The sequence below is a fragment of the Achromobacter sp. LC458 genome (assembly GCF_001005835.2).
Lineage (GTDB): Bacteria > Pseudomonadota > Gammaproteobacteria > Burkholderiales > Burkholderiaceae_B > Achromobacter > Achromobacter spanius_B.
The window spans coordinates 88,803-107,877 of record NZ_LBHW02000015.1 but is presented as its reverse complement, the minus strand read 5'-3'; the positions used below and the strand labels follow the sequence as shown (position 1 = coordinate 107,877).

The 19,075-nt window shown below is 65.0% G+C and carries 20 protein-coding genes; 16 read left to right on the top strand and 4 right to left on the bottom strand.

The window, feature by feature from the left end; translation table 11 throughout:
• Window positions 1-159: 159 nt before the first annotated feature.
• The 11 genes from YH64_RS14840 to YH64_RS14790 all read left to right on the top strand — a co-directional run bounded on the left by YH64_RS14840 (window position 160) and on the right by YH64_RS14790 (window position 10,683).
• Window positions 160-684 (top strand): hypothetical protein, encoded by a 525-nt coding sequence (locus YH64_RS14840; protein ID WP_255444470.1) that lies wholly within the window; start codon window positions 160-162, stop codon window positions 682-684.
• 114 nt (window positions 685-798) lie between these two features.
• Window positions 799-1,647, top strand: a complete 849-nt coding sequence (locus YH64_RS14835; RefSeq protein ID WP_046805002.1) for an HAD family hydrolase — start codon at window positions 799-801, stop codon at window positions 1,645-1,647.
• 10 nt (window positions 1,648-1,657) lie between these two features.
• Window positions 1,658-2,149, top strand: a complete 492-nt coding sequence (gene tadA, locus YH64_RS14830; RefSeq protein WP_046805039.1) for a tRNA adenosine(34) deaminase TadA — start codon at window positions 1,658-1,660, stop codon at window positions 2,147-2,149.
• Window positions 2,146-3,186, top strand: a complete 1,041-nt coding sequence (locus YH64_RS14825; protein WP_046805001.1) for an LD-carboxypeptidase — start codon at window positions 2,146-2,148, stop codon at window positions 3,184-3,186. Before tadA ends, YH64_RS14825 begins: the two co-directional genes overlap by 4 nt.
• Window positions 3,187-3,266: 80 nt before the next feature.
• The gene (locus tag YH64_RS14820; RefSeq protein WP_046805000.1) at window positions 3,267-4,871 is read left to right on the top strand and encodes an ABC-F family ATPase; all 1,605 of its coding nucleotides are present in this window, start codon (window positions 3,267-3,269) and stop codon (window positions 4,869-4,871) included.
• A gap of 190 nt (window positions 4,872-5,061) precedes the next feature.
• Window positions 5,062-6,291 carry an MFS transporter gene (locus YH64_RS14815; protein WP_143215393.1) on the top strand — a complete coding sequence of 410 codons (1,230 nt, stop codon included), beginning with the start codon at window positions 5,062-5,064 and terminating at the stop codon, window positions 6,289-6,291.
• 121 nt (window positions 6,292-6,412) lie between these two features.
• On the top strand, window positions 6,413-7,183 hold the full coding sequence (locus tag YH64_RS14810) for an ABC transporter ATP-binding protein (protein ID WP_046804998.1): 771 nt from the start codon (window positions 6,413-6,415) through the stop codon (window positions 7,181-7,183).
• Window positions 7,184-7,277: 94 nt separating this feature from the next.
• Entirely contained in the window at window positions 7,278-8,276 is a 999-nt protein-coding gene (locus tag YH64_RS14805; protein WP_046804997.1) for an ABC transporter substrate-binding protein, read from the top strand.
• Window positions 8,273-9,046 carry an ABC transporter permease gene (locus YH64_RS14800; RefSeq protein WP_046804996.1) on the top strand — a complete coding sequence of 258 codons (774 nt, stop codon included), beginning with the start codon at window positions 8,273-8,275 and terminating at the stop codon, window positions 9,044-9,046. The genes YH64_RS14805 and YH64_RS14800 overlap by 4 nt, the downstream gene beginning before the upstream one ends.
• Before the next feature lie 183 nt (window positions 9,047-9,229).
• On the top strand, window positions 9,230-10,060 hold the full coding sequence (locus YH64_RS14795; RefSeq protein ID WP_082134488.1) for a transporter substrate-binding domain-containing protein: 831 nt from the start codon (window positions 9,230-9,232) through the stop codon (window positions 10,058-10,060).
• Between the two features lie 35 nt (window positions 10,061-10,095).
• Window positions 10,096-10,683 (top strand): YigZ family protein, encoded by a 588-nt coding sequence (locus tag YH64_RS14790; RefSeq protein WP_046805038.1) that lies wholly within the window; start codon window positions 10,096-10,098, stop codon window positions 10,681-10,683.
• Between the two features lie 60 nt (window positions 10,684-10,743).
• Here the strand turns inward: YH64_RS14790 and YH64_RS14785 are convergent, their stop codons facing one another.
• The 3 genes from YH64_RS14785 to YH64_RS14775 form a co-directional block, all read right to left on the bottom strand.
• On the bottom strand, window positions 10,744-11,118 hold the full coding sequence (locus tag YH64_RS14785; protein WP_006219735.1) for a co-chaperone YbbN: 375 nt from the start codon (window positions 11,116-11,118) through the stop codon (window positions 10,744-10,746).
• A 172-nt stretch (window positions 11,119-11,290) separates the two neighbouring features.
• Window positions 11,291-12,313 carry an LLM class flavin-dependent oxidoreductase gene (locus YH64_RS14780; RefSeq protein WP_046804994.1) on the bottom strand — a complete coding sequence of 341 codons (1,023 nt, stop codon included), beginning with the start codon at window positions 12,311-12,313 and terminating at the stop codon, window positions 11,291-11,293.
• Between the two features lie 187 nt (window positions 12,314-12,500).
• Window positions 12,501-13,793, bottom strand: a complete 1,293-nt coding sequence (locus YH64_RS14775) for an NCS2 family permease (protein WP_046804993.1) — start codon at window positions 13,791-13,793, stop codon at window positions 12,501-12,503.
• A gap of 111 nt (window positions 13,794-13,904) precedes the next feature.
• On the opposite strand from YH64_RS14775, the gene tsaD reads away from it, so the two are divergent.
• Window positions 13,905-14,936: a tRNA (adenosine(37)-N6)-threonylcarbamoyltransferase complex transferase subunit TsaD gene (tsaD, locus tag YH64_RS14770; protein ID WP_046804992.1), complete on the top strand. Its 1,032-nt coding sequence runs from the start codon at window positions 13,905-13,907 to the stop codon at window positions 14,934-14,936.
• Here tsaD and plsY read toward each other — a convergent pair whose 3' ends face one another.
• Window positions 14,937-15,581 (bottom strand): glycerol-3-phosphate 1-O-acyltransferase PlsY, encoded by a 645-nt coding sequence (gene plsY, locus YH64_RS14765; protein ID WP_046804991.1) that lies wholly within the window; start codon window positions 15,579-15,581, stop codon window positions 14,937-14,939.
• A 180-nt stretch (window positions 15,582-15,761) separates the two neighbouring features.
• Between plsY and surE the strand changes: the two genes are divergently transcribed.
• The 4 genes from surE to YH64_RS14745 are packed head-to-tail and all read left to right on the top strand — an operon-like array spanning window position 15,762 to window position 18,983.
• Window positions 15,762-16,520, top strand: coding sequence for a 5'/3'-nucleotidase SurE (gene surE / locus YH64_RS14760; RefSeq protein ID WP_046804990.1), 759 nt, complete (start codon window positions 15,762-15,764; stop codon window positions 16,518-16,520).
• Window positions 16,505-17,329, top strand: coding sequence for a protein-L-isoaspartate(D-aspartate) O-methyltransferase (locus YH64_RS14755; protein WP_046804989.1), 825 nt, complete (start codon window positions 16,505-16,507; stop codon window positions 17,327-17,329). Before surE ends, YH64_RS14755 begins: the two co-directional genes overlap by 16 nt.
• Before the next feature lie 17 nt (window positions 17,330-17,346).
• Entirely contained in the window at window positions 17,347-18,207 is an 861-nt protein-coding gene (locus tag YH64_RS14750; RefSeq protein ID WP_046804988.1) for a peptidoglycan DD-metalloendopeptidase family protein, read from the top strand.
• On the top strand, window positions 18,204-18,983 hold the full coding sequence (locus YH64_RS14745; RefSeq protein WP_046804987.1) for a 3'-5' exonuclease: 780 nt from the start codon (window positions 18,204-18,206) through the stop codon (window positions 18,981-18,983). The genes YH64_RS14750 and YH64_RS14745 overlap by 4 nt, the downstream gene beginning before the upstream one ends.
• Window positions 18,984-19,075 lie beyond the last annotated feature (92 nt).

Sequence of the window (19,075 nt, the reverse complement as noted above, 5' to 3'; positions counted from 1 at the left end):
CTTGAAGCGCGCTTGAAACGTAACCTTACGAAATCACGTCGCTGGTCATGTGCCCGGCGCACAGTCGTGGGATAGTGGTTTTCAACAAGCGGTGCAGCGGTACTGAAGACGGCACCGCTTTCGGTTCAATCTCGGTTCAATTCTAGTAAGGAGCTGGCCATGAACGTACGACCCATGCATACGAAACGCCTTGCGGCATCCCTTTGCGCGGCAGGCTTGATGCTGGCTGCGGGGGCGGTCCACGCGGCAGATGCGATCGGCCGCGCTGCCATCCAGTCCCAGTACGAGCAGGACGTGGCGAACTGCAAAAACGGCAATACCAATCAGGACCGCGCGACCTGCATGCGCGAAGCCGGCGCGGCGCGGGATGAAGCCTTGCGCCAGAATCTGAAGGCCGGCTCGTCCGACCAGCTTCAGCAAAACATGGTGGATCGCTGCAACCGCCTGCCCGCGGGCTCGCGCCAGGATTGCCTGACCCAGATGACTTCGCCCACCAACGTGCGCGGCAGCGTGCAGGGCGGTGGCGTCCTGCGTGAAACGGTGATCCAGGTGCCGGCCGGCACGGTCCCGCCCGCCAGCACTGTCCCGCCCGCCGGCACCATGCCGTCGACCGGTGCGATGCCGCCGGCTACATCCCCCGGCATGGCGCCGCCGCCTGCGGCGCCGGGTACGCCGATGCGCTGATCAGCGCGCGCAGCAAGCCTATCGGCCCGGCCGAGGCGCAACAGCCGCCACATTCAGGCAAAATGGCGGCTGTTGCGCCTTGCGCGCTTTTACGCTTGCCCCCATCACGCACCCATGTCCGACGTCATTGCCCTGATTTTCGACTTCGACGACACGCTGGCCTCGGACAGCACGTCCGGTTTCCTGGAAAGCATCGGCGTGGACACGGCCTCGTTCTGGAAGGACGAGGTCGACCCCTTGCTGTCCAAGCAAGACTGGGACCCGGTGCCCGCCTATCTCTACAAGATGATCCAGCTGTCGCAGGCCGGCAAGCACGGCCTGATCACGCAGCAGCGCCTGAAAGAGTGGGGCGCCAGGCTGGATCTGCATGATGGCGTGCCCACCTTGTTTTCCAGGCTGCGCGCGGCGGTGCGCGCCGAGCAGCCGCAGGTTCAGCTGGAGTTCTACCTGATCTCAAGCGGCATCGGCGACGTGGTCCGCTCGACGCCCATCGCGCACGAGTTCACCGAAATCTGGGCTTCCGAATTCGTCTACGGCGACGATGGCGGCATCACCTTCCCGCGCCGCATCGTCAGCTTCACCGACAAGACGCGTTATCTGTTCCACATTCAGAAGGGCATCATCGGCCGCGACTTTCGCAACAAGCCCTTCGAGGTCAACCGCAAAGTGCCCGAAGACCGGCTGCGCGTGCCGTTCGACCAGATGGTGTTCGTGGGCGATGGCTACACCGACATCCCTTGCTTTTCGCTGATCCGCCGTGCGGGCGGCTTCGCCTTTGGCGTCTGGGACCCCAAGCACCGCGACAAACGCAGCCGCGCCTGGGGCTTTATCGAAGAAGGCCGCGTGTCCAACCTGAACCAGGCCCGCTACGACGAAGAAGCCGAGCTGTATCAATGGCTTGAAGAAGCCGTGACCAGCCTGGCCGGCCGCATCGCCCTGAAGTCACGGGTGTACCGTGGTTGAGGCCGGCCCGCTGGCGGCAGTGCCCGCCTGGACGGCCGAAGACGCGCGCTACATCGAACTGGCGCTGCAAGAAGCCCAGGCCGCCTATGACATCGGCGAAGTACCCGTGGGCGCGCTGGTGGTTTCCGCGCAAGGCGAGATCCTGGGGCGCGGCTATAACCGCACCATCATTGACCACGACCCCACCGCCCACGCCGAAATCGTGGCGCTGCGCAACGCGGCGCGGCGCCTGGAAAATTACCGTTTGCCCGGCATCACCGTCTACGTCACGCTGGAACCGTGCGTCATGTGCATCGGCGCCATGCTGCACGCGCGACTGGCTCGCGTCGTCTTCGGCGCCTACGACCCGAAGACCGGCGCCTGCGGCAGCGTGCTGGACGTGGGCGCCGTGCCGAAACTCAACCATCACACTTCAGTCACCGGCGGCGTGCTGGCGGAACCTTGCGGCGATTTGCTGCGCCGGTTTTTCCGTGAACGCCGCGCCAAGGAATCCATCGCATGAGCACCCGCAAACCCGCCAAATCCGCCTCCAAAAAGGCGGCTACCTCGGCGGCCGCCGCCCACGATCATGACCATGGGCTCGCCTGCGGCGAGGACTGCGGTCACGATCACAGCCACGATCATGCCGACGGGCAAGTCTTGCCGGACGCCCGCGGCATCTACCTGATCTCGCCGTCCTCCGCCGTGCGCGACCCCGCCACGGTTGAATTGGCGCGTGAACGCTTGCAGCAGCAAGGCTTCAGGACGGCGGTGGACCGCAGCGCCTACGCCGTGCACCAGCGTTTCGCGGGCACCGACGCGCAGCGCGCCGCCAGCCTGGTGCGCGCCACCAAGCAAAAGCTGCCCATCGTCATGGTCACGCGCGGCGGCTACGGCATGGGCCGCCTGCTGGACCAGATCGACTGGACGGCCATGGCCGACAGCGGCAAGCGCTTTGTCGGGATGAGCGACTTCACGGCTTTCAACCTGGCGCTGCTGGCCAAGACGGGCGCCGTCAGCTACAGCGGCGCCACCGCCGTGGCGGACTTTGGCGGCAAAAAGGTGGACGACCTGACCGAAGCCCTGTTCGGCGAAGTCATGCGAGGCGAGCTGGAAATCCTTAGCTTCGAAACCCAGGACGCCGACCCGGTGGACGCCCGCGGCATCCTGTGGGGCGGCAACCTGGCCATGGTGGCGTCCTTGGTCGGCACCCCGTATTTCCCGAAGGTGCGCGGCGGCATCCTGTTCCTGGAAGACGTGGCCGAACACCCGTATCGCGTTGAACGCATGCTGATCCAGCTGGCGCAGGCCGGTGTGCTGGCCAAGCAAAAGGCCATCGTGCTGGGCCGTTTCACCGACTACAAGCTGGCCCCGCACGACAAGGGTTACGACCTGCACGAAGTGGTGGCGTGGCTGCGCAAGACGGTCAAGGTGCCGGTGATTACGGGCCTGCCGTACGGCCATGTGGCCACCAAGGCCACGCTGCCCATCGGCCAGAAGGTCGGCATCGCCACCGAGAAGGGCCTGGCCCATCTGGTGCTGGACGAACACCACCACTGATCCGGGCAGGCGAGCGCCCGTTTGCTACACTATCGGGTTTCCTCGCATGCGTCTTCGGACGCCTACAGACTCAAAATACCGTGATATCCACAGCCAATCTCACCATCCAGTTCGGTCCCAAGCCCCTTTTCGAGAACGTCAGCGTCAAGTTCGGGGAAGGCAACCGGTACGGGCTGATCGGGGCCAATGGGTCCGGTAAGTCGACGTTCATGAAGATCATCGGCGGCGACCTCGAAGCGTCCGGCGGCAACGTGTCGCTGGAGCCGGGCGTGCGCCTGGGCAAGCTGCGCCAGGACCAGTTCGCGTTCGAAGACCTGCGCGTGCTGGACGTCGTCATGATGGGCCACACCGAAATGTGGGCCGCCATGTCCGAGCGCGACGCTATCTACGCGAACCCGGAAGCCACCGAAGACGACTACATGCGCGCGGCCGACCTGGAAGCCAAGTTCGCCGAGTACGACGGCTACACCGCCGAAGCGCGCGCCGGTGAACTGCTGCTGGGCCTGGAAATCGCCGTGGACCAGCACAACCTGCCCATGCGCGAAGTGGCCCCGGGCTGGAAGCTGCGCGTGCTGCTGGCGCAGGCGCTGTTCTCGAACCCCGACGTCCTGCTGCTGGACGAGCCCACCAACAACCTGGATATCAACACCATCCGCTGGTTGGAAAACGTGCTCAACAGTTACCAGAGCACGATGATCATCATCAGCCACGACCGCCACTTCCTGAACCAGGTGTGCACGCACATGGCCGACGTGGACTATGGCGAAATCCGCATCTACGCGGGCAACTACGACGATTACATGCTGGCTTCGACGCAGGCCCGCGAGCGCCTGGTGTCCAACAACGCCAAGGCCAAGGAACGCGTTGCCGAATTGCAAGACTTCGTTCGCCGCTTTGCCGCCAACAAGTCCAAGTCGCGCCAGGCCACCTCGCGCTTGAAGCAGATCGACCGCATCAAGGCGGACCAGGTCGTGGTCAAGCCGTCGTCGCGCCAGAACCCGTACATTCGCTTTGAACAGAACAAGGTCATGCACCGCCTGGCGGTCACGGTCGAAAACCTGACCAAGGCCTACGACGCGCCGGTCATCACCAAGTTCTCGGCAATGGTGGACGCGGGCGAAAAAATCGCCATCATCGGCGCCAACGGCGTGGGCAAGACCACCTTGCTGCGCTTGCTGGCCACGGAACTGCAACCGGATTCGGGCTCGGTGAAATGGTCCGATAACGCCGACCTGGGCTACATGGCGCAGGACGTTTCCGACCAATTCCTGCAAACCGACATCAATTTGCTGGACTGGATGGGTGACCATCGCCAGCCGGGCGACGACGACCAGTCGATCCGTTCGGTGCTGGGCCGCCTGCTGTTCTCGGCGGACGACCTGCCCAAGGCGCCCAAGGTGCTGTCCGGCGGCGAAAAGAACCGCATGACCTTCGGCCGCCTGATGCTGGGCCGGCACAACGTCATGCTGCTGGACGAGCCCACCAACCACCTGGACATGGAATCGATCGAATCGCTTCAGTTCGCGTTGGAAAAGTACGAGGGCACGCTGGTGTTCGTGTCGCATGACCGCGAATTCGTATCCGGCCTGGCTACCCGCGTGATCGAAATCCTGCCCTCGGGCGAGATCATCGATTACCGCGGCGGCTACGAAGACTATCTGGAATCGCGCGGCATCGAAGCCTGAGCCCGCTGGGAGGCATGTCGGCCTGACGGTGGCCGACGTGTCAGCCACCCATCCCGTCCATCACGGCGCGCCTCTCGGGGCGCGCCGCGTTGTTTTCAGCCGTGCCGCTGTTCAGCAAGCTGCAATATTGATTGCGCTATCATCGGGTTTACCCTGAGCCGCTCGGCCAGGCATTTTTTTTCCCAGACCAATGTCCCCCACACCGCACAGCACGCCGGACGGCGCGCCGATCAGCACGTACGCGCTGACGTTTCGCATCGTCGCTATCGCCTTCTTCACCTTCATTTGCTACCTGGCCATCGGCTTGCCGCTGGCGGTGTTGCCTGGCTATGTGCACGACAAACTGGGCTATGGCACGGTGCTGGCCGGGCTGGCGATCAGCGTGCAGTACGTGGCCACCTTGCTTAGCCGCTCGCACGCCGGGCGCATGGCGGACACGGTGGGCCCGAAGCAAACCGTCGTGATCGGCATGATTGCCTGCGCGGCAAGCGGCGTTTTCCTGCTGCTGGCCTATGCCTTCGAACGTAGCGCCTGGTTGAGCATGACGGCAATCATCGTCAGCCGGCTGGCGTTGGGGTTCGGGGAAAGCTGGGTGGGCACGGGGTCGGCCACGTGGGCCATCGCGCGGGTCGGGCCGCTGCACACGGCGCGCGTCATCTCGTGGAACGGCATCTGCACGTATGGCGGCTTGGCGCTGGGCGCACCGCTGGGTGTGACGCTTGAGCGGGAATGGAGCATGGGCGCGCTGGGCGGGGCGGTGTTGCTGCTGGGTCTGGCCGGCTTGGGGCTGGCCGTCAGCCGCGCGGCGGTGTCTATCGTCGGCGGCCACCGGATGGCCTTCAAGAGCGTGGTGCTGCGCGTCTTCCCGCACGGCATGGCGCTGGGGCTAGGGTCGGTGGGCTTCGGCACCCTGGCTGCCTTCGTGGCGCTTTACTACACCAGCATGTCCTGGGAAGGCGCGGCGCACGCGCTGAGCGCCTTCGGGTGCGCGTTCATCGGCGTGCGGCTGCTGTTCGCCGGCACCATTACGCGCTATGGCGGTTTTCGCGTGGCGCAGGTTTCCTTCCTGGTGGAAGCGGCGGGCCTGCTGTTGCTGTGGCTGGCGCCCAATCCCACCGCCGCGCTGCTGGGCGCCGCGTTGACGGGATGCGGGTTCGCGTTGATTTTCCCTGCCATCGGCGTCGAGGCCGTGGCGCGCGTGCCGGCGGGCAGCCGAGGCGCGGCGCTGGGCGCCTATTCGGCATTTCTGGACCTGGCGCTGGGCGTAACTGGCCCCATCGCCGGCTATATCTCCAGCGGCTATGGCTACCCGCCCATCTTCCTGTCCGCCGCCCTGGCGGTGGTGATCGGATTTGTGATTGCGTACGGGCTGCAACGCCACGCCAGCCGGCAAGCCGTCGCCCAGACCGCAACCCGCTAGACCTTCCGGTCTTTATTCATATAACGGGAAGCTTTAAAGACATTCAATATTGATCGTTTGAATTCATATAACGAATTGTTAGATTTAGGCTTCGTCTTCACGCGCGCCCACGATTCGTTCCATGAACCTGACCTTCGATCACGTCCACAAGCACTTCGGCGACCTGCCCGTGGTGGACGACTTCACCAGCGACATCAAGCCCGGTGAACTCGTCGCCCTGGTCGGCCCCTCTGGCTGCGGCAAGTCCACGCTGCTGCACCTGGCGGCGGGCCTGGAACAGCCCACGCAGGGTCGCGTCCTGGCCGACGGCAAGCCCGTGTCCGGCCCGCACCCCAGCCGCACGCTGGTATTCCAGGAACACGCGCTGTACCCGTGGCTGACGCTGGAAGACAACGTGGCGTTGGCGTTGGAATTTCAAAACATCCCCAAGAAGCGCGCCCGCGAAGGCGCTCGCCAATGGCTGGCGCGCGTCAGCCTTGCCGGCTTCGAACACTACTATCCGCATCAGGTGTCCGGCGGCATGCGGCAACGCGCTGCACTGGCGCGCGCCTTCATCGCCCAGCCCCAGACCATGCTGATGGACGAGCCGTTCGGCGCGCTTGACGCGCTGACCCGCCTTAGCCTGCAAGACGTGCTGCGCCAGCTGATCGCCCAGGAAAAGCCTACCGTCCTGCTGGTTACGCACGATGTCGACGAAGCGCTGTTCCTGGCCGACCGCATTGTGGTCTTCAGCCCGCGTCCGGCGCGTGTGTTGCGCGAATTCAACCTGGCGCATCGTGCCAAGACGCACGACCTGTCCGACCTGGCCGCTGAAAAGCGCGAGATCCTGCGCCTGCTTGGCATCGCCGTGGACGGCTCGCAAGCCCATGCCGACATGGCGCTGGCTGCCTGACCCATCCTGGCCTGACCCCATCCTGGCTTGAACCCACCCTTATCCGTCGCGGCGTTTTCGCGCCGCCACCTTTGAATTCCCTGGAGCTTTACCCATGAAATTGAAGCAATGGCTGTCCCTGCCGCTAGCGGCCGCGCTGCTGGCCGCGGCCCCCGCGATGGCCGCCGAAAAATTCCGCGTGGGCTATCTGCGCGTCATGGACGACGCGCAAGCCATCGTCGCGCAAGAGGGCGGTTTTTATAAGAACGCGGGGCTGGATTCCGAGCTGATCGAATTCAAGTCCGGCACCGATCTCATCAAGGCCATCGTCGGCGGTCAGCTGGATATCGGCGTCCTGGGCTTCACCAACGCTGTCGCGTGGGCCTCCAAGGGCGCCGACCTGAAAGTGGTGGGCGGCGCGCAGCAGGGCTATCACTCGCTGATCGTGCGCGACGATTCCGGCATCAAGGACATCGCCGGCCTGAAGGGCAAGACGCTGGCCTCGCAAGCCGAAGGCAGCACGGCCGACGTGGTGTTGAAGGGCGTGGTGCTCAAGCAGGGCAACCTTAGCGCCGACGACGTCAACATCATGGGCGTCAGCCCGGCCGTTGCCGTGCAGTCGCTGGTGGGCAAACGCGTGGACGCGGCCTTCCTGTTCGAGCCCTATGACCGCATCGCGCAACTGGTGGCGCCGGTCAAGCAGATCTACGAAGTGGGCCAGGCCTGGCCGTTCCCGTGCATGGTGGTGATCACCTCCGGTGAGACGCTGGCCAAGCGCAAGGACGATGTCTGGAAGGCGCTGGACGCGCAGAACCAGGCCATTACGCTGCTGCAGAAAGAGCCGGCGCAGGCGTCCAAGCTGATCGCGTCGTACTTCATTGCCGAGCCTACGCTCAAGACGCTGTCGCGGGGCGAGCTGCCGCGCGAAACGGTGATCGCCGAGGCCATCAGCACCCAGGTCTTCACGCCCAAGCTCACGCAGAAGGACACGGCGCGCATGCAGGAAATCGCCGATATCCTGCAAGCCCAGGGGTCGCTGAAAACGCGTGACGGCAAACCGTACGACGTGTCCAGCATTGTTGATCTGTCCTGGCAAGAGGCGCGCAAACTTTGAGCTCGTCTACCCGAGTGACCGGCGCCCGCAAGCATCTTGCGGGCGTTTTGGGCGTCCTGTTCATTCTGTTGTTGTGGCAGCTGGCGGCGTTCGCCTTGCCTGATTTCCTGATGCCGGGCGTGCCGGCCGTGGTCCAGCGCCTGTTCGAGGATCTGGGCAAGCAGTCGTTCCATCAAAGCCTGATGGGCACGCTGGGCCGGCTGGGCGCGGGCTACGGACTGGCGCTGGTGGCAGGGATTGGTTTCGGCCTGGTGGCCGCCGTGCTGTTCTTCTTTCGCGAAGTGCTGCGCAGCGCCATCGTCATCCTGCAATCGATTCCGTCTATCGCCTGGGTGCCGCTGTTCCTGATCGTGATGGGCTTTGGCAACACGCCCATCATCGTCGTGGTCGCGCTGTCGGCGTTTTTCCCCGCCGCGCTCAGTGTCATGAACGCCACCGAATCCGTGCAGCGTGTGCACGTGTCGGCCGCGCGCGTGATGGGCGCGACGCGTTGGGGCCTGGTCAAGCGGGTGTACCTGCCCGCCGTCATGCCCGAACTGATCACCGGCGCGCAGCTGGCCTTCGGCAACGCCTGGCGCGCGCTGATCTCGGCTGAAATGCTGATCGGTTTCGGCAAGGGCCTGGGACGTTCGCTGGCGTACTCGGGCGAAATCGCCGACATGACGGGCGTGATGACGAACATCCTGGTCATTGCCGTCCTGGCCGCGCTGATCGACCAGTTTGTGCTTGAAAACCTGAAGCACCGTCTGCTTCGGTATCAGTACGTTTGACTGAGTTTTGGCTGGGTATTGGCTGAGTATTGGCGCCTGAATTCAAGGTTGCCAATCAGCCAGCATGGCAGTCCAAACCCAAGTCCAAACCCCAGTCCAAACCCCAGTCCAAAGCCAAGCCCAAAGCCAAGTCCAAACCCAAGTCCAAAGCCAAAGTCCCAGTCTTAGTTCAAGTTCCAGCCCATGTTCCAGCCCACGCGACTCTTGCGCCGCCTTGCCCTGACCACAGCATGCATGCTGCTGGTCGGCACAAGCGCGGCGCATGCCCAGCCGGCGCCCTTTACCGCAGCCCATGCGCGCGGGGAACTGGTGGTGGGCGTGCCGTATCTGGCGCCGCCGCCTGTGGCCGGCGCCAAGATCCGCACGCCCGACGGGCTGGACGCGAACATGGCCGAACGCCTGGGCGCCAGCCTGAAGCTGCCCGTCCGTTTGCAACAGGTGAAGGCGGATGAGGCCGACGCGGCACTGGCGGCCGGGAAAGTGGACGTGGTGCTGGCCGATGATGCCGACGCCCAGCCCGCGCCGGCTACCGTCGCCGTGCAACCCACGGGCTACCGCGCGCGCCCCAAGGCGGTGATACGCAGCGACACCCGCCTGCGCAAGCCGGACGACGCAAAGGGGCACACCGTCTGCATGGCCGAAGCGGACACCCACGCGCGATCCCTGGCGGCAAGCTGGGGCGCGGCGGTGCGCACGTACCGCGTGCCGTCCGATGCGCTGGTAGCGGTGCGCGAAGGCGCTTGCGATGTCGGGCTGGTGGATGACGCCGTCTGGGAACCGCTGGTGCGCTTTCCAGAGTGGAAGAAGTTCTCGTCAACGCTGGCCGCCGACGGCGAGACCCGTGAACGGGTGTGGCTGCTGCCCGCCTCGGACACGGCCAGCCGGGCCTGGATGGCGAACGAAATGCGCGCCTGGAGCCAGGCCGGCGCCTGGAAGGCGATGACCGCGAAATGGGCGCGCGATGTGGCCTTCGACGTCTATCTGGACCAGGAAGTGCCCGACTGCCACGGCTAGCGGCGGGCCTTGGCCCAGCACTTACAATGCCGGGCATGACGCACACGTTGACCGCTTCCTGCTCGTATCAGGAAGACATCAAGAAAAGCCGCTTTGTCGCCTACGCCGCCCCGGTTGCCTCCGTGGACGAGGCGATGCGTTTCTTTGCCGAACACAGTGATCCCGAGGCCACCCACAATTGCTGGGCCTATCGCATTGGGCAGGAATATCGGTTCAACGACGATGGCGAGCCCGGCGGCACGGCCGGCCGCCCCATCCTGCAAGCCATCGAAGGGCAGGACATGGACCGCGTGGCGGTGCTGGTGGTGCGCTGGTATGGCGGCATCAAGCTGGGCGCGGGCGGGCTGGTGCGGGCCTATGGCGGTTGCGCCGCCAATTGCCTGCGCCTGGGGCAGCGTACCGAAATCGTGGATCTTGCCACGGTGACATGCACCTGCGGTTTCGCGGAATTGGCGTTGTTGAAGTCGCGCCTGGCGCAAGCCGGGGCGGTGGTGCAACAGGAAGACTTCAACCCGGACGGCGTGTCGCTGTGCTTCGTCGTGCCGCGCAGCGCGCTGGGTGACCTGGAAGTCACTGTCGCCAACATCACGCGCGGACGCTCGGCGTGGGAGCTCGTGTCCTGAGCCGCCGAATAGACCGCGCACCACAATGGAAAGGGGCCCGCTGTGGGGCCCCTTTGTCATTTACGCGTTCTGGCTGTCTTGCGCCGCGGCGATTTCCTGGTGGACCTTTTCCATGTCCACCTCCTTGATCTTGGCCAGCAGCTCGTTGAGCTGCCCGCCCGACAAGGCGCCGGGTTGCGAGAACAGCAGAACTTTCTCACGGAAGACCATCAGCGTGGGAATCGAGCGGATTCCCAGGGCGCCAGCCAGTTCCTGCTCGACGTCGGTGTTCACCTTGGCGAACGTGACATCGGTGTGCTCGGTCGCGGCCTGCTCAAATACGGGAGCAAAGCCACGGCACGGGCCGCACCACGGAGCCCAGAAGTCGACGATCAGGGTACCGTCCGGCGTGATGGCGTCCTGGAAGCTTTCTTTGGTGAGTTCAACAATACTCATTTTGGATCCTTGCCGCGGAGCGCGGCGCAAAAAGTCGGTGTCGAGATCCGGGGTGTGCCCGCCCCGGCCTGATTCGGCGACGCTTTATGTGCCACGCGCTCTGGCGTAATAGTAGAGCCGGCGATGGCAGCGTCGCAATGGTTGGCGCTGTGGAGAGCGCAGTCAGCGGTGCTTAGACCGCGGTTTTTGTAGAGACGCCGGCATCGTTCTTCAACGACGCGACGATCTCGAAAGAGCGCAGGCGATCCGCGATATCGAAGAAGTCGGACACGATCATGACCTCGTCGGCTTCGGTTTCGGCAACCAGGGCCTCCAGCCGCCGCTTGACGGTGTCCGGCCCGCCCACGATGGAAGCGCCCAATCTTTGATTGACCGCTTCACGCTCCCATTCGTTCCACAAACCATCCATGTTGTCGACCGGCGGCTGCAATTGCAGGCGGTGGCCGCGTACCAAAGACAGGAATTTAAGCTGCTGCGTGGTCGCCTGGCGCCGGGCGGCTTCATCGGTTTCAGCCGCCACGACCGGCACGCCGATCATCGCGTACGGACGCGACAGCGTGGCCGACGGCTTGAACAGGTGCCGGTACAGGCGCATGGCCGCCATGCCTTCGGGCGAGAAATGCCCCGCAAACGAAAACGGCAAGCCCAATTCGGCAGCCAGGCGGGCGCTGAAATCGCTGGAACCCAGCAGCCAGATCGGAATGTCCAGCCCTTCGCCGGGAATGGCGCGCACGGGCTGCCCAGGGCGGGAAGCCGCCAGGAACCCGCGCAATTCTTCCACCAGCGCCGGAAATTCCAGGCCGCTGCGGGGGCCACGGCGCAGCGCGTGCTGCGTGGCGCCATCGCTACCGGGCGCGCGACCCAGGCCCAGGTCAATGCGGCCGGGATAAAGCGTTTCAAGGGTGCCGAACTGCTCGGCAATGATCAAGGGCGCGTGGTTGGGCAACATGATGCCGCCGGAGCCAACGCGCAGCGTGCTCGTGTGACCGGCCACATGGCCGATCAGCACGGCCGTCGCGCTGGAAGCGATGCCGTTGATGTTGTGGTGCTCGGCCAGCCAGAAGCGGTTGTATCCCAGCTTCTCAACGTGCTGGGCCACCGCCACGGTGTTGCGAAACGCGTCCGCGGCATCGCGGCCCTGAACTATCGGGGCCAAATCCAGGACCGAAAACGGGATGCGGGCAAGGGCGCTCATGCGGACGTCTCCTGGTTCAAGGCAACGGCACGACAGGACGGCAACACGGGGACAAAGCGGGTAGGGCGCAAGGTGAACTCCATACGAGATACATGGGGAGTGTATCGACGAATTCAACCGAAGCAGGCAGCAACCTTGCGGCCGGGCGGGTTGTATTGGCGGGCGCTATGCCCGCCATTGCACCACGCTATTCCGGAAAGAACGCGTACCGGATCACGAACAGCACGGCCACCAGCCACGTGGCCGGGTGCACGTCGCGGACCTTGCCCGTGGCGGTTTTGAGGACCACATAGCTGATGAAGCCGAAGGCGATGCCGTTGGCGATCGAGTACGTGAACGGCATGACCAGTGCGGTCAGCGCGGCCGGGGTCGCTTCGGTGACTTCGTTCCAGTCGATATCGATCAGTTCGCGCATCATCAGGCCGGCCACGTAGAGCAGGGCGGGCGCGGTGGCGTAGGCGGGGACGGCGCCGGCCAGCGGCGAGATGAACAGGGCGGCCAGGAACAGCAGCGCCACGACCAGTGCGGTCATGCCGGTACGGCCGCCTGCCTGCACGCCCGATGCGCTTTCCACGAAAGCCGTGGTGCTGCTGGTGCCCAGGGCCGAGCCGGCGACGATGGCGGTGCTGTCCGCGAACAGAGCGCGGCCCAGGCGGTTGGGCCGGCCTTCGGGGACCAGGCCGGCGCGCTTGGCCACGCCCACCAGCGTGCCGGTGGCGTCGAACACTTCAACCAGCACGAACACCAGGATTACGTGCACGAAACCGCTGTGCAGCGCGCCCATGACGTCCAGTTTCAGGAAGGTGGGTGCCAGGCTGGGCGGGGCCGAAAAGATGCCTTTGAATTCGTTGTAGCCCAGCGCCATCGACAGCACGGTGACTACGATGATGCCGATCAGGATGGCGCCGCGCACGCGCAACGCATCCAGCGACGCAATGATGAAAAAGCCCAGGATGGCGAACAGCGGGCCGTGCGTGGTCAAGTTACCCAGGGAAACCTTGGTGGCCGGGTGGGCAACCACGATGCCGGCGCTGGACAGCGCGATAATTGCCAAAAACAGCCCGATGCCCGCCGCAATCGCGCTGCGCAGGGAATGCGGAATGCCTTTGACCAGCCAGACGCGGATGCCCGATATCGTCAGGATCAAGAAGATCACGCCCGAAATGAACACGGCGCCCAGCGCTTGTTCCCAGGTGTAGCCCATGGTTTTGACGACGGTGAACGCGAAGAAGGCGTTCAGGCCCATGCCGGGCGCCATGCCGATCGGCCAGTTGGCGATCAATGCCATCACCAGCGAACCCAGCGCGGCCGCCAGGCAGGTGGCCACGAAGACAGCGTCGCGGTCCATGCCGGTGGACGACAGGATGTCCGGATTGACGAAGATGATGTAGGACATCGTCAGGAACGTCGTCAGACCGGCCACGATCTCGGTGCGCGCGTTCGTGCCGTGTTCACGCAGCTTGAATAACTTCTCCAGCATTCCAGTCCCCAGTGTGTTTGCAGGCTTGTCGGTTGTTGTAGGCGGCGCCCCACAGGGGCCGCACCATTTCAAAACTCGCGTATTTTCGCATCAGTTGTAAACTCTGCCGCCATGATTATCCTCGGCTTTGAAAGCTCCTGCGACGAAACCGGTGTCGCAGCCGTCTGTACGGAACGCGGCCTGCTGGCGCACGCGCTGCATACCCAGATCGCCATGCACCAGGAATATGGTGGCGTGGTGCCCGAACTTGCCTCGCGCGACCATATCCGGCGCGTGGTTCCCTTGACTCGCCAGGTGCTGCAAGACGCGGGCCTGCAAATGTCGGATATCGGCGCGGTGGCCTATACGGCCGGGCCGGGCTTGGCCGGCGCCTTGCTGGTAGGCGCCAGCGTGGCGCAGTCCTTCGCGTGGTCACGGCATTTGCCGGCCATCGGCATCCATCACCTGGAAGGCCACCTGCTGTCGCCCATGTTGGCCGACCCGCGCCCCGACTTTCCTTTTGTGGCGTTGCTGGTGTCCGGCGGCCATACGCAGCTGATGCGGGTGGACGGCGTGGGACGCTACGAACTGCTGGGCGAAACGCTGGACGACGCCGCGGGCGAAGCCTTCGACAAATCGGCCAAGCTGATGGGCCTGGGCTATCCCGGCGGCCCGGCGCTGGCAAAGCTGGCGGGGCAGGGCGATGCCAGCCGTTTCGACCTGCCGCGCCCCATGTTGCACAGCGGTGACCTGGACTTCAGTTTCAGCGGCTTGAAAACCGCCGTGCTGACCCGCGTGAAGGCGGCGGAAAAGGCGGGCGGGCTGGACGAGCAGACGCGGGCCGACCTGGCGGCGGCTACCCAAGGCGCGATCGTGGACGTATTGGCCGCCAAGGCAATCAAGGCGTTGAAGCAGACGGGATTGCGCCGTCTGGTGGTGGCCGGCGGCGTGGGTGCCAACCAGTTGCTGCGGGCCAAATTGGCCGCGGCGCTCAAGCCCTTGCGGGCCCAGGCGTATTTTCCGCCCTTGGAGCTGTGCACCGATAACGGCGCGATGATCGCCTTCGCGGCGGCTGAAAGGGTCAAGGCCGGGCTGGTGAAACTGGACGCCGATGCGCACAGCTTCACGGTCAAACCCCGCTGGGATCTTGCCGATATTGCCTGATCAACCGGGCTTTTTCTTGCCGCCGATCTTGCTTTCGGTGCCCTGGACCAGGCGCGTGATGTTGGCGCGGTGACGATAGAACAGCAGCACGCCGATCACCGCCAGCGCCACGCCCATGGCCGGCTGCGCGTACCAGGCCAGGCCCGAGCCGAACACGTAGTAGACCGGCGCGAAGAATGCCGCCACCAGCGAAGCCAGCGACGAATACCGGAAGAACACGGCAACGATCAGCCAGGTGGCGGCGGTGGCCACGGCCAGCCAGGGCTGGATCGCGACCAGCACACCCAGCGCCGTAGCCACGCCCTTGCCGCCCTTGAAACCGAGAAAAACCGGGTACAGGTGGCCCACGAAAGCGGCCAGCGCCACCAGCGCCAGACCGGCCGGCGCGATGCCGGGGGCCAGTCTTTCGGCCAGCCAGATGGCGAACCAACCCTTGGCCGCGTCGCCCAGCAAGGTCAGCGCGGCGGCCGTCTTGTTGCCGGTACGCAGCACATTGGTCGCGCCCGGGTTCTTGGACCCGTAGCTGCGAGGGTCCTGCAGCCCCATCAGCTTGCTGACGACCACGGCGAACGGCACGGAGCCGATCAGGTAGGCCAGCAGGATGAGCGCGGCGGTGAACGCCAGGGAGGGTTCGGTAATCGCCATGGAAAGGGAGTCCGTTGTTGTCGCAATGGCGCGGATTCTACCGCGCCGCGCGCCACCCCTGGCTACGGGTTATCGAGCGTGGCGTCCAAGCCCCGTGGTTGCACGCAGTCATACAGGGCGGGACGGCGGACGGTACAATCCGACACGTCCTTCCGCGTTTTATTTTCTTTCGGATGCACAATGCGAATTCTGGTTTCGAACGATGATGGTTATTCGGCCCCTGGGCTCGAAGCGCTGGTAGCGGCGCTGCAAGGCCTGGGCGATCTCACCGTCGTTGCGCCCGAGACCAACCACAGCGGCGCTTCCAATTCCCTGACCTTGAACCGCCCCTTGTCCGTGCGCACGGCCTCGAACGGCTTCATCGCCGTCAATGGCACGCCGTCCGATTGCGTGCACGTGGCGCTGACCGGCTTGATGGATACCCGGCCCGACCTGGTCGTGTCCGGCATCAATAACGGCGCCAACATGGGCGACGACACCTTGTATTCCGGCACGGTGGCCGCCGCCAGCGAAGGCTATCTGTTCGGCATTCCCGCCATTGCGTTTTCGTTGGCCGAAAAGGGCTGGGAACACATCGAGTCAGCCGCGCGCGCGGCCCGCCAGGTGGTGGAACGCCATCTGGCCCAACCGCTGGCCGCGCCCGTACTGCTGAACGTCAATATCCCGAACCGCCGCTTTGAAGACCTGCACGGCTTCGCGGTTACGCGTTTGGGCAAGCGGCATCCCTCGCAGCCCGTCGTGCGCACCACCACGCCTTATGGCGACACGGTGTACTGGATCGGCCCGGTCGGCCTGGCGGCCGACGCCACGCCCGGCACCGATTTCCATGCGGTGGAGCAGGGCACGGTATCGGTCACGCCCTTGCGGCTGGACCTGACCCAGCACAGCCAGCTGGACGAAATCAGAACCTGGGCGGAGCCGTTATGCGCAAACGCGTAAGCCAACCCGATGTCTCGCAGGCCGTGCCCGGCCGGCCCAGCCCGGCCCGCTACGACTCGGGTCGCCTCAGCCCCGGCGTCACGGCCACCAACAGCAACACCCGTATTTCAGCCGCCACGCTGCCCCGCCAGACCCAGGCGCCGGCGCCTGCGGCGGGAAACAATCTTGGCTTGAATTCGGACCGACTGCGCCAGGCGATGGTGCAGCGCCTGCGGGGCCAGGGCATCACCGACGAGCGCGTCTTGAACGCCATGGCCGCCGTGCCGCGTCATCTGTTTGTCGACGAAGCACTGGCCAGCCGCGCGTACGAAGACGCCGCGTTGCCCATCGGCCATTCACAAACCATCTCGCAACCGTGGGTGGTCGCGCGCATGATCGCGGCGGCTTGCGAAGACCGCGCGCCGACCCGCGTGTTGGAAGTGGGCGCGGGTTGCGGCTATCAAGCGGCAGTGCTTGCGCAGTTCGTGCGCGAGGTCCATTCCATTGAACGCATCCGTGGTCTTTACGAGCTTGCGCGCGAGCATTTACGCGCCTTGCGGCTGACGACGCGCATCCGCCTGATCTATGGCGACGGCACGCTGGGCCTGCCCGGCGTGGCGCCGTTCGATGCTATCGTTGTGGCTGCCGCTGGCCTGGCCATTCCGCAAGCGCTGCTTACGCAGCTGGCGCCGGGCGGACGCCTGATCGCTCCCGAAGGGGGCACGAACCAGCGCTTGGTGCTGATCGAACGCACCGGCGCGGCCAGCTGGAAACGCACTGAATTAGAGGCCGTGCGCTTTGTGCCGCTACGCGCCGGAATACAATCTTGAGCAAACAGGAGAAACGTATGCTCAACGGGCAGTCGCAACTGACCGATATGACTATGGGCGCGTCCATGACGCGCCTGCGCCGCCCGCTCTTTATCGTGGGGGCACTCAGCCTGGCTATTTTGGCCGGCTGCGCATCAAAAGGAACTCGCGCTCCGGTGGTCGACATGACCGCCGGACAGCCAGCGTCAACGGCTCAGCCCGGTGGCAGCTATGTGGTCAAGCCGGGCGACACGCTTTACAAGATCGCCCGCGCCAACAACGTGGATATCGAAAGCGTCAAGCGCTGGAATAACCTCAGCGACCCCAACCAGATCTCGGTCGGCCAGGTGCTGAAGATGTCCGGCGGCTCCAGCACGGGCGCGCAGCCCGCACCGATCGCCAGCGTCAAGCCGCAACCGCGTCCGCTTGACCAGCCGGAAACCCCCGCTGCCACGACGACCACGCCGCCGCCCGATGCAACGCCCGCGCCCGCGCCGGTCGACGTCAAGCCCGCCCCGCGCGCGGCGGACGCCAGCGTCATCAACTGGGCATGGCCGGCCAGCGGCGCCATCGTGCAGACCTTCAACGCCAGCAGCAAGGGCATCGACATTTCCGGCGCGCTGGGCGACCCGATCACCGCCGCGGCGGATGGCCTGGTTAAGTACAGCGGCAACGGCGTGCGCGGCTTGGGCAACCTGATCATCGTTGAACACCAGAACGGCTTCATTACCGCTTACGCGCACAACCGCGCGCTGCTCGTGAAGACGGGCCAGAACGTCAAGCGCGGCGCCAAGATCGCCGAACTTGGCCAAAGCGACACTACGTCGCCGCGCCTGCACTTTGAAATCCGTCGCCAAGGCACGCCGGTCGACCCGATGCAGTACCTGCCCACGCGATGACGCCCACCCTGGTATTCGACCTTGAAACCATCCCCGATGCCGATGGGCTGCGCAAGCTCAACGGCTGGGGCCAAGAGGTCTCGGACCTGGAAGTGGTGGAACGCGCGCTGGCCGCGCGCCGCGAAGCCGTCGGGCACGATTTCCTGCCGCTGCATCTGCACAAGGTTGCGGTGGTGGGCTGTGTGTTCCGCGACGACCAAGGCTTTCGCGTCAAGACGCTGGGCCAGGCGGACGACCCTGAAGCCGCCTTGCTGGCCGGTTTCTTCAAGACGATCGAACGCTATACGCCCAAGCTCATCAGCTGGAATGGCTCGGGTTTCGACCTGCCCGTGCTGCACTACCGCAGCCTGATCCTGGGCGTGCCCGCGCCCCGCTATTGGGACATGGGCGAAGAAGACCGCGATTTCAAGTTCAACAACTACATTGCCCGTTATCACACGCGGCATCTGGATTTGATGGACGTGCTGGCCAAGTACAACGGCCGCGCCAACGCGCCGCTGGACGACCTGGCCAAGCTGTGCGGCTTTCCCGGCAAGCTGGGCATGGACGGCAGCAAGGTCTGGGAAGCATGGCACACCGGCCGCGCCGACGAGGTCCGCGCCTATTGCGAAACCGACGTCGTCAACACCTGGCTGGTGTACTGCCGCTTTCGCTTCCTGCGTGGCGAGCTGGACCGCACGGCGTATGACGCCGAGATCGCCCTGGTGCGCGATACGCTGTCCGCCAGCGACGCACCGCACTGGAAGGAATACATGGCGGCGTGGGACGCTACCTGACGCCACCCGGCGCCGCCCCGAGGCGAGCTTCGGCGTGGTGGATCAGGATCAGAACGGGGCCTTCCAAGGCTCCGTTTTCACGTCTGGCACGC